This window comes from Tsukamurella sp. NPDC003166 (genome assembly GCF_040611135.1).
Lineage (GTDB): Bacteria > Actinomycetota > Actinomycetes > Mycobacteriales > Mycobacteriaceae > Tsukamurella.
Genome location: NZ_JBEXNL010000010.1, coordinates 159,691 through 167,399, shown reverse-complemented (window position 1 = coordinate 167,399; position 7,709 = coordinate 159,691). Strand labels below are relative to the sequence as shown.

Below are 7,709 nucleotides of genomic sequence, written 5' to 3'. Positions count from 1 at the left end.
GACTCCCGGCAACGCCTGTTCCCCGACGGGCTGGCGGAGGTGATCCGGGTGCGGGACCGGTACTGCCGCACCCCGTACTGCGACGCGCCGATCGCCCATACCGACCACGTCACCCCGCACGCGAAGGGCGGCCCCACGAGTTTCGAGAACGGGCAGGGGCTGTGCGCGGCATGCAATTACGCCAAGGAAGCCCCCGGTTGGCGCAGCGCAACCGTTGACGACGAATCCGGGCGGCACACCGTCGAAACCCGAACCCCGACCGGACATGTGCACCGATCGACCGCCCCGAATCAGGCCGCGTGAGAGGAGGATTCAGCTCGCCTCGCCGATGGTGGGGCCGAGGATGTCGTCGGCGTCGACGATGCGGTAGGCGTAGCCCTGCTCCGCGAGGAACCGTTGGCGATGCGCGGCGTAGTCGGCGTCGAGGGTGTCGCGGGAGACCACGGAGTAGAAGTGGGCCGTGCCGCCGTCGTGCTTCGGGCGCAGGAGCCTGCCGAGACGCTGTGCCTCCTCCTGCCGTGACCCGAAGGTGCCCGAGACCTGAACTGCCACGGAGGCTTCCGGGAGGTCGATCGAGAAGTTCGCGACCTTACTCACCACGAGCGTCGAGATCTCGCCCGATCGGAACCTGTCGAACAGGGCCTCGCGTTCCTTGTTCTTGACCGCCCCGGTGATCACGGGCGCATCGAGCTCGCGCCCCAATTCCTCGAGCTGATCGAGGTAGGCGCCGATCACGAGCGTCGGAGCGCCCTTGTGCCGCTCCAGGATCGACTTCACCACGGCGATCTTCGTGTGCGCGGTGGAGCACAGCTGGTACCGCTCGTCGGCCTCCGCGGTCGCGTACTGCATCCGCTGGTTCTCGGTGAGCGTCACCCGCACCTCGACGCAGTCGGCGGGAGCGATCCAACCCTGCGCCTCGATGTCCTTCCACGGGGCGTCGTACCGCTTCGGGCCGATCAACGAGAACACGTCGCCCTCGCGGCCGTCCTCGCGGACCAGCGTGGCGGTGAGCCCGAGTCGCCTGCGGGACTGCAGGTCCGCCGTCATCCGGAACACGGGCGCGGGGAGCAGGTGCACCTCGTCGTAGATCATGAGGCCCCAGTCGCGGGAGTCGAACAGGTCGAGGTTCTTGTACTCGCCCTTCGACTTCCGCGTGAGTACCTGGTACGTCGCGATGGTGACCGGGCGGATCTCCTTCTTCTCGCCCGAGTACTCGCCGATCTCCTCCTCTGTGAGCGAGGTTCGGGCCAGGAGCTCGCGCTTCCACTGCCGCCCCGCGACGGTGTTCGTCACCAGGATGAGCGTCGTCGCCTGTGCCCGGGCCATCGCCGCCGCGCCGACCATCGTCTTGCCCGCGCCGCAGGGGAGCACCACGACGCCGGAACCGCCCAGCCAGAACGAATCGGCCGCGGTCTTCTGGTAGTCCCGCAGCTCCCAGGGGTTCGAGTCCGTGTCGAGCGTGATCGGATGCGATTCGCCGTCGACGTAGCCGGCGAGGTCCTCCGCGGGCCACCCGACCTTGAGCAGTAGCTGCTTGAGGTGACCGCGCTCCGACGGGTGCACCACCACGGTGTCGTCGTCGATGCGGGCACCGACCATCGGCGCGATCTTCTTGTGCCGGAGGATCTCCTCGAGGACCGCCCGGTCCAGCGAGACCAGCGTGAGCCCGTGCGCCGGATGCTTGACCAACTGGAGCCGGCCGTACCGGCTCATCGTGTCGACCACGTCCACCAGCAACGGTTGCGGCACCGGGTAGCGAGAAAAGCTGACGAGGGCGTCGACGACCTGCTCCGCGTCGTGGCCCGCGGCGCGCGCATTCCACAGCGCCAGCGGCGTCACCCGGTAGGTGTGCACGTGCTCGGGCGCGCGCTCCAACTCGGCGAAGGGCGCGATCGCGGCGCGCGCGGCGTTCGCCTGCTCGTGGTCGACCTCCAGCAGGAGGGTCTTGTCGGACTGGACGATGAGGGGTCCGTCGGTCATCTATCCATTGTGCCGCGTTTGGATGCCATCGCCAGCCAGCGGGCCAGTACGCCGCCGCGGGGTCGGCCCGAAGTCATCCTCTGTGTCGAGCCAGTCACCAGAGATGTGGGTCTTGGTTGGTAAGTGAATGAGGCATTAGAATTCCATTATTCTGGAACGCGTACGAAATAGCGACAGTTGATTTGTCGTCGAATCCTTCGTTGACGGGCTGTGGCGCCGCGTGTAATTTCTCGTATTACTTTCGTTTCTATCAAACAAGAGGGTGGGTAATGATTCTTTCTCACAATCGTCGCGCGGCAGTTCTGGGAGCGGTCGCGGCGGCGGGTATCGCTCTCGTTCCGACTGCTGCTGCGCAGGCTGATTCCTACGAGTTCATTGAGCAGGACACCTTCAATTTCGTCAGCGCGAACAGTGCGGCACAAGCCTACGGGCACGTCAATTGGTATCGCGGCGCGCGCTCTTGGAGGCCTGACGTGGTTCGGGGACAGATGCCGAACGGGTCGGTGGTTCGGCTCAACAAGAATGGCTGTGCATTCGTTCGAATTACGTGGACCACGGTTACCGGTTCGGTGAGTTGGCCTCCAGCGGGTGGTGCCGGCTCGACAAGTGACGGTTGGTACCGGCAATGCGGATCGTCGGGAGCGGGAATCAATCTCGCGGGTCAGGCGTACGCTTCGGCGCGCCTGTTTCGCGTCTGCGTCAATATCGGGTACTCGGCTGCGGCCAATCAACCCAGATCGTGGCAGTCGTCGTGGTGCGGACAGCCGGGCGGGCGGTGACGCTCTGATCCCGCCGATGACATCATCGTCGCGATGAGTATCGCCAACGATCGCTGTTCCACGTACTCCGCGGTCGTTACGCGGTGCAGGCCGTGCCGTTCGCCGCGGCGTGCCGCGCAGCAGCTCGCCGAATCGGGCACTCGATCCGGATGTTTCGTCACCCCGGGCGTGGTCCGGAGGTCGTAGACCTCGACCAGGCCGAGCCCCGTCGAGCACCGCGGCGTCGGCGGCGTCGCGGGTCAGCGCGTTCGAGCGATACACCACGCCCCGTCGCACGTGCTTGCCGCCGGCAGTGGCGAACCTGGCTCCCGCCGCGTCGCGGAAGTTGCCCACCGAGGCCAGGCGCGGTGCGGGGGGCGAGTGCGGAGGTGCCCGCCGGTTCGGTCAGCACTGTCGAAGCGGGACCGAGCCCACGAGCGAAGCGGCGACCAGGGATGAGGTGGCGAAGGTGCGCAGGGAGATCGACATGCGCAGCGGGCACGCAGTGGCGGACGGAGAGCCGGGTCTCGGGCAGTGGCGCCCAGGTGGGGCCGAGTGAACTTCTCCGCTATCGGTTGTCCCGCACCAACCGCCGCGCGAGCGTCGGCACCACGATCGTCGCCGCCGCGACGTGCGTGAGGATCAGGACCGCGGCGGAGGCACCGTCGAAGCCGAAGGTGAGGTCCGGGACGAAGGACAGGACCAGGAGCGCCACACAGGTGCGCACGAAGGTCGAGCGCGGGCGCCGGGCACGCCGCGCCAGCACCGCGGCGATGCCCACGCCGATCAGCGAGAAGAGCATCGTGAGCTGCGCGAATCCCAGCAGGGGGATGGAGGAACCGTCGGGCCCGGCGAAAGTGACGCCCGCGGCGGACGCGACTGCGGCGATCGCGGTGGTGGCGATCGACGCGCCGACCGAGGCGGCCAGGCCGTGCTTCCAGACGGGCAGGCGGTCGGTGCGGGCGGGAACGGGGGTGGTGGCGGTGGTGGTCATGTCGGGCTCCTCGGTCGGTGGGCGACGGTGCGCCGCCCTCGCCTACTCCACGAACCACCCGACCCGATTTCGACATGCGCGGCAGAATTTTCTCGGGGCGGTGTCGGATCGGCGTCGCCGCGTTCGTAGTGAGGGTGAAGGGCGGCCAACCCGGCCCCTCGACCGAGAGGAAACGACCATGACGCACTATCTGCTCTCCGTGCACGGCCCCGTCGAGCGCACCGAGTTCGGCGACTACGGCACCAAGGAGGCGATGGAGGAGGCGTTCGCGCGGACGGACGCCTTCAACGAACAGCTCAAGGCCGACGGCTACTGGGTCTTCGCGGGCGGGCTCGCCGAGGCGACCACCGCCACCGTCGTCGACGGCCGCGGCGACAAGCCGATCATCACCGACGGCCCCTACCTGGAATCGAAGGAGCTCCTCGGCGGCTTCTGGGTGATCGATGCCCCCGACCTCGACGTCGCGCTGCGGCTCGCAGCCGAGGGCTCCAAGGCGTGCGGCGGCACCGTCGAGGTCCGCGCCTTCGACGGGCTGGCGTGACCGACGCCGGTACCGCGCTCGACCGGGTCTTCCGCGAGGAGTACGGCCGGGTCATCGCCTCGCTCGTCCGCCGCTTCGGCGACATCACGATCGCCGAGGAGGCGGCGGGCGAGGCGATCCTGGTCGCCGTCGAGCGCTGGGGTGCCGAGGGCATCCCGCCGAACCCCGGTGCCTGGCTCACCACCACTGCGGGCAACCGCGCGATCGACCGGATCCGCCGCGAGAACCTGCGCGAGAACAAGCACCGGGCGGCCGAGATGATCCACGACGACTCCGCGCACGAATCCGTCGGCGCGGTCGAGGACGACCGGCTGCGGCTGATCTTCACCTGCTGCCACCCGGCGCTCGCCCCCGAGGCACGGATCGCGCTCACGCTGCGCCTGCTGGGCGGCCTGACGGTGCCCGAGATCGCCCGCGCCTTCCTCGTCCCCGAGACCACCATGGGCCAGCGGATCACCCGCGCCAAGAAGAAGATCGTCGCCGCGCGCATCCCGTACCGGGTGCCGGCACCGTCGGACCTGCCGGACCGGGTCGACGGGGTGCTGACGGTGCTGTTCCTGGTCTTCAACGAGGGCTACCTCGCGAGCGGCGACGGTGAGCCGATCCGCGCCGAGCTCACCGCCGAGGCCATCCGGCTGGCGCGGCTGGTCCGCGCGCTGCTGCCCGACGATCCCGAGGTCACCGGGCTGCTGGCGCTCATGCTGCTCACCGAGGCCCGCCGGGCCGCGCGCGTGCGCGGCGGCCAGCTCGTGCCGCTCGACGAACAGGACCGCGCCGGCTGGGACCGGGCCGCGATCGCCGAGGGACACCGTCTGGTCCGCGAGTGCCTCGCGCTGAACCGGCCGGGGCGGTACCAGATCCTCGCCGCGGTCGGCGCCGTGCACACCGACGCGCCGAGCGCCGACACCGTCGACTACGCGCAGGTCGTGGCGCTCTACGACCAGCTGCTGACCATCGACCCGTCGCCGATCGTGCGGCTCAACCGGGCCGTCGCGGTCGCCGAACTCGACGGCCCCGAGGTCGCACTCGCCCTCGTCGACCCGCTGCCGCTGACCGGTTATCACCCGTTCCACGCCACCCGGGCGCACCTGCTGCGGCGGCTCGGACGCACCGCCGAGGCGAAGGCGGAGTACGACGCCGCGATCTCCGCGGCGGGCAACTCCGCCGAGCGGGCCTACCTCACCCGCAAGCGCGGCGAGCTCGTGTGAGTCATTCGGCGTACTCCGCGGTGGTCACGCGATGCAGGGCGAACCGGCGGGGAGAGTCACCGTCGACCGCGGTGAGCTGCCCGTGTCGCACCGACTCGGGCACCACGACGTGCCGCGTGAACACCCCGTTCGCGTCCACGTAGCCCAGCCGGACGGGCCGGCCGTCGCCCGCCGCGGCCTGCAGCAGCTCCATCAGCTCCGGGCCGGAGACCCCCGTACCGTCGTTCGACGGGGCGTCCTGCCGGCGGATCTGCACCGCCGCATCGGCCAGCTGCTCGAGCGTGGGCTGCGCGGCCGGCGGCCGGAACCGGGGCGGGGGCAGCCGGATCGCGGACGGACGCAGGTCGACGACGACGCCGCGTGAGTCCTCCGCGGCCGCGTTGAAGCCCGCCGCGGCCAGGCCCGCCACCAGGTCGGACAACGTGACCTGGGCGATGAGCACCGTCGGCGCGACGGCCCGCAGCGCGAGCGCCTCGGCGACGGGGGAGGCGAGGACCGCGGCGACGAGCGCCGGATCGTCGGAGCGGAGGAACGACCCCGCGACGCCCGCGCGCAGCGCGCCGTGCCGCCGGGCGACGTCGTCGACCAGGTAGGTCAGGCCCTGCGGCACCGGCGTCACCGCGTGCGCGGCGAAGAAGGCGTGCACCTCGGCGGACGTGCGCCCGGCGTCGAGCGCCCGGCGCACCGACGCGTCCGTCACGCGGTACACGGCCGCGCCGCCCGCGGACTCCAGGTCGGCGACCAGCGCGACCGAGGCCGCGAAATCGTGGGTGGTGGGCCCGGGAATGGTCAGCGTCAGGTCGGCCTGGAGGAGGAACTCCTCGACCGGCTTCGGCAATGCTGCGGCCATCGCCTGCGCGGGATCGGTGGTGCGGGCCGCGCGGCCGGCGGCGGTGAGCGCGCCGCCCGCGACGATGCCCACCACCTGCGCCTGCTCGACGATGTCCGCGATCGCCTCCAGCGTCAGCCTGCGGTACCAGGCCGGGTGCGCGTACCGGGCCGCGGCGTGCACGTCGCCGATCGCCGGGGCGGTGCCCTCCGGGGCGAGGGCCAGGGCGTCCAGCACGGCCGCTCGGTCCTGCGGGGCGACGGTGCTGCGCGCCGCCCGATGCAGCGGCCCGACGATGCCCTCCTCGCCGCGGGTACCGATCAGGGCGGGCTGTCGTCGCAGGTCCAGCCAGGTGCGCGCGAGCAACGCCCAGCGGTCCGCGGGCTCGGACCGCTGCCACTCGTCGACCGCGACGGTCGGCGCGAACACCGAATCCTCCTCGCCGTCGAGCTCGCCCTCGGCGATCAGCGCCGCGGCCGCGAGCAGTTCCAGGAGGAGCGCGGCGCGCTCCTCGGGCAGGCCCGCCGCCTTCGCCACGCGGCGCAGCTCGCGGATCCCGATGCCGCCCGCCTTCACCCGCTGCGCGGGGACCGCCCCCAGTACGCCCAGCACGTCGTCGGCGTGGCGGAGCAGTTCCAGCGCGGCCACCGCGCCGGCACCGTCGACGCCGGGGACGGGCGGACCGTCGAGCACGGGCGGCTTGAGGGACGTGCCCAGGGGGAGCTCGCCACGCAGTCGGGCGCGGACCTCCCACGGCAGCTCGACGGTCTGGTGATCGACGCGGGCCAGCAGCCCGGAGGCGAGCATCCGCTGCACCGGGTGCTCGGGCGAGGTGCCGGGTCCCGCGGCGGCGGTCCGGCCCAGCGGCGAGCCCTCCGCGAGGCGGTCCAGCAGGGCCCGCTCGTCCTCGCCCGCGGCCGCGAGGGCGGCGTCGATGTCCGCGAGGTCCGGCGGGGCGATCAGCTGCGCGGTCCGCCACGGCACGGCCTCCCGGACCGCGGCCGCGGCGAACAGCTCCTGCTCGCCCCGCACCAGGGCCAGGGAGAGCAGCTTCTGCGCCGACGCCACGACCTGCTTCTTCAGCGCCCGGCCGCGGAGCCGGCGGGCCAGCGCCTCGACATCGATCCCGGGTTCGGCGAGCACGAGCTCCAGGACGGCCAGATCCAGCAGGGTGAGGCGTTCAGACACCCGGCCCAGTGACGACGGGCTGAGCAGACGGCTCGCGAGCACCGGAAAACCCGCGGGGACCGGCGTCGCGACGTCGCGGCGGGCATCGAGGAGGGCCGTGATCTCCGCGTCGTCGCGGCCGCGCAACCAGTCCGCGAGGAGCGCCGCGGGGGCGGCCGACGCCGCAATACTGCTCACCGATACAGCGTAGACACCGCGGCATGTCAGAATA

Annotated in this window: 7 protein-coding genes; 3 read left to right on the top strand and 4 right to left on the bottom strand. The window is 71.3% G+C overall.

Annotated elements, in window-relative coordinates:
• On the top strand, positions 1 to 303 hold a 303-nt coding region (locus tag ABZX10_RS13690; RefSeq protein ID WP_355540294.1), incomplete at its 5' end, for an HNH endonuclease signature motif containing protein.
• 9 nt (positions 304 to 312) lie between these two features.
• Here the strand turns inward: ABZX10_RS13690 and ABZX10_RS13685 are convergent.
• From ABZX10_RS13685 to ABZX10_RS13675, 3 genes are all read right to left on the bottom strand, one after another.
• The gene (locus ABZX10_RS13685; RefSeq protein ID WP_355540291.1) at positions 313 to 1,980 is read right to left on the bottom strand and encodes a DNA repair helicase XPB; all 1,668 of its coding nucleotides are present in this window, start codon (positions 1,978 to 1,980) and stop codon (positions 313 to 315) included.
• 146 nt (positions 1,981 to 2,126) lie between these two features.
• The gene (locus ABZX10_RS13680; RefSeq protein WP_355540288.1) at positions 2,127 to 3,092 is read right to left on the bottom strand and encodes a hypothetical protein; all 966 of its coding nucleotides are present in this window, start codon (positions 3,090 to 3,092) and stop codon (positions 2,127 to 2,129) included.
• 214 nt (positions 3,093 to 3,306) lie between these two features.
• Positions 3,307 to 3,732, bottom strand: a complete 426-nt coding sequence (locus ABZX10_RS13675; RefSeq protein ID WP_355540285.1) for a DUF6069 family protein — start codon at positions 3,730 to 3,732, stop codon at positions 3,307 to 3,309.
• Positions 3,733 to 3,910: 178 nt separating this feature from the next.
• On the opposite strand from ABZX10_RS13675, the gene ABZX10_RS13670 reads away from it, so the two are divergent.
• Positions 3,911 to 4,273 (top strand): YciI family protein, encoded by a 363-nt coding sequence (locus ABZX10_RS13670; RefSeq protein WP_355540282.1) that lies wholly within the window; start codon positions 3,911 to 3,913, stop codon positions 4,271 to 4,273.
• A complete protein-coding gene (locus ABZX10_RS13665) occupies positions 4,270 to 5,481 on the top strand; it encodes a DUF6596 domain-containing protein (RefSeq protein WP_355540279.1) in 1,212 nt (403 codons plus the stop codon). Before ABZX10_RS13670 ends, ABZX10_RS13665 begins: the two co-directional genes overlap by 4 nt.
• Position 5,482: 1 nt before the next feature.
• Here the strand turns inward: ABZX10_RS13665 and ABZX10_RS13660 are convergent, their stop codons facing one another.
• The gene (locus tag ABZX10_RS13660; RefSeq protein WP_355540276.1) at positions 5,483 to 7,675 is read right to left on the bottom strand and encodes a helicase-associated domain-containing protein; all 2,193 of its coding nucleotides are present in this window, start codon (positions 7,673 to 7,675) and stop codon (positions 5,483 to 5,485) included.
• Between the last annotated feature and the right edge of the window lie 34 nt (positions 7,676 to 7,709).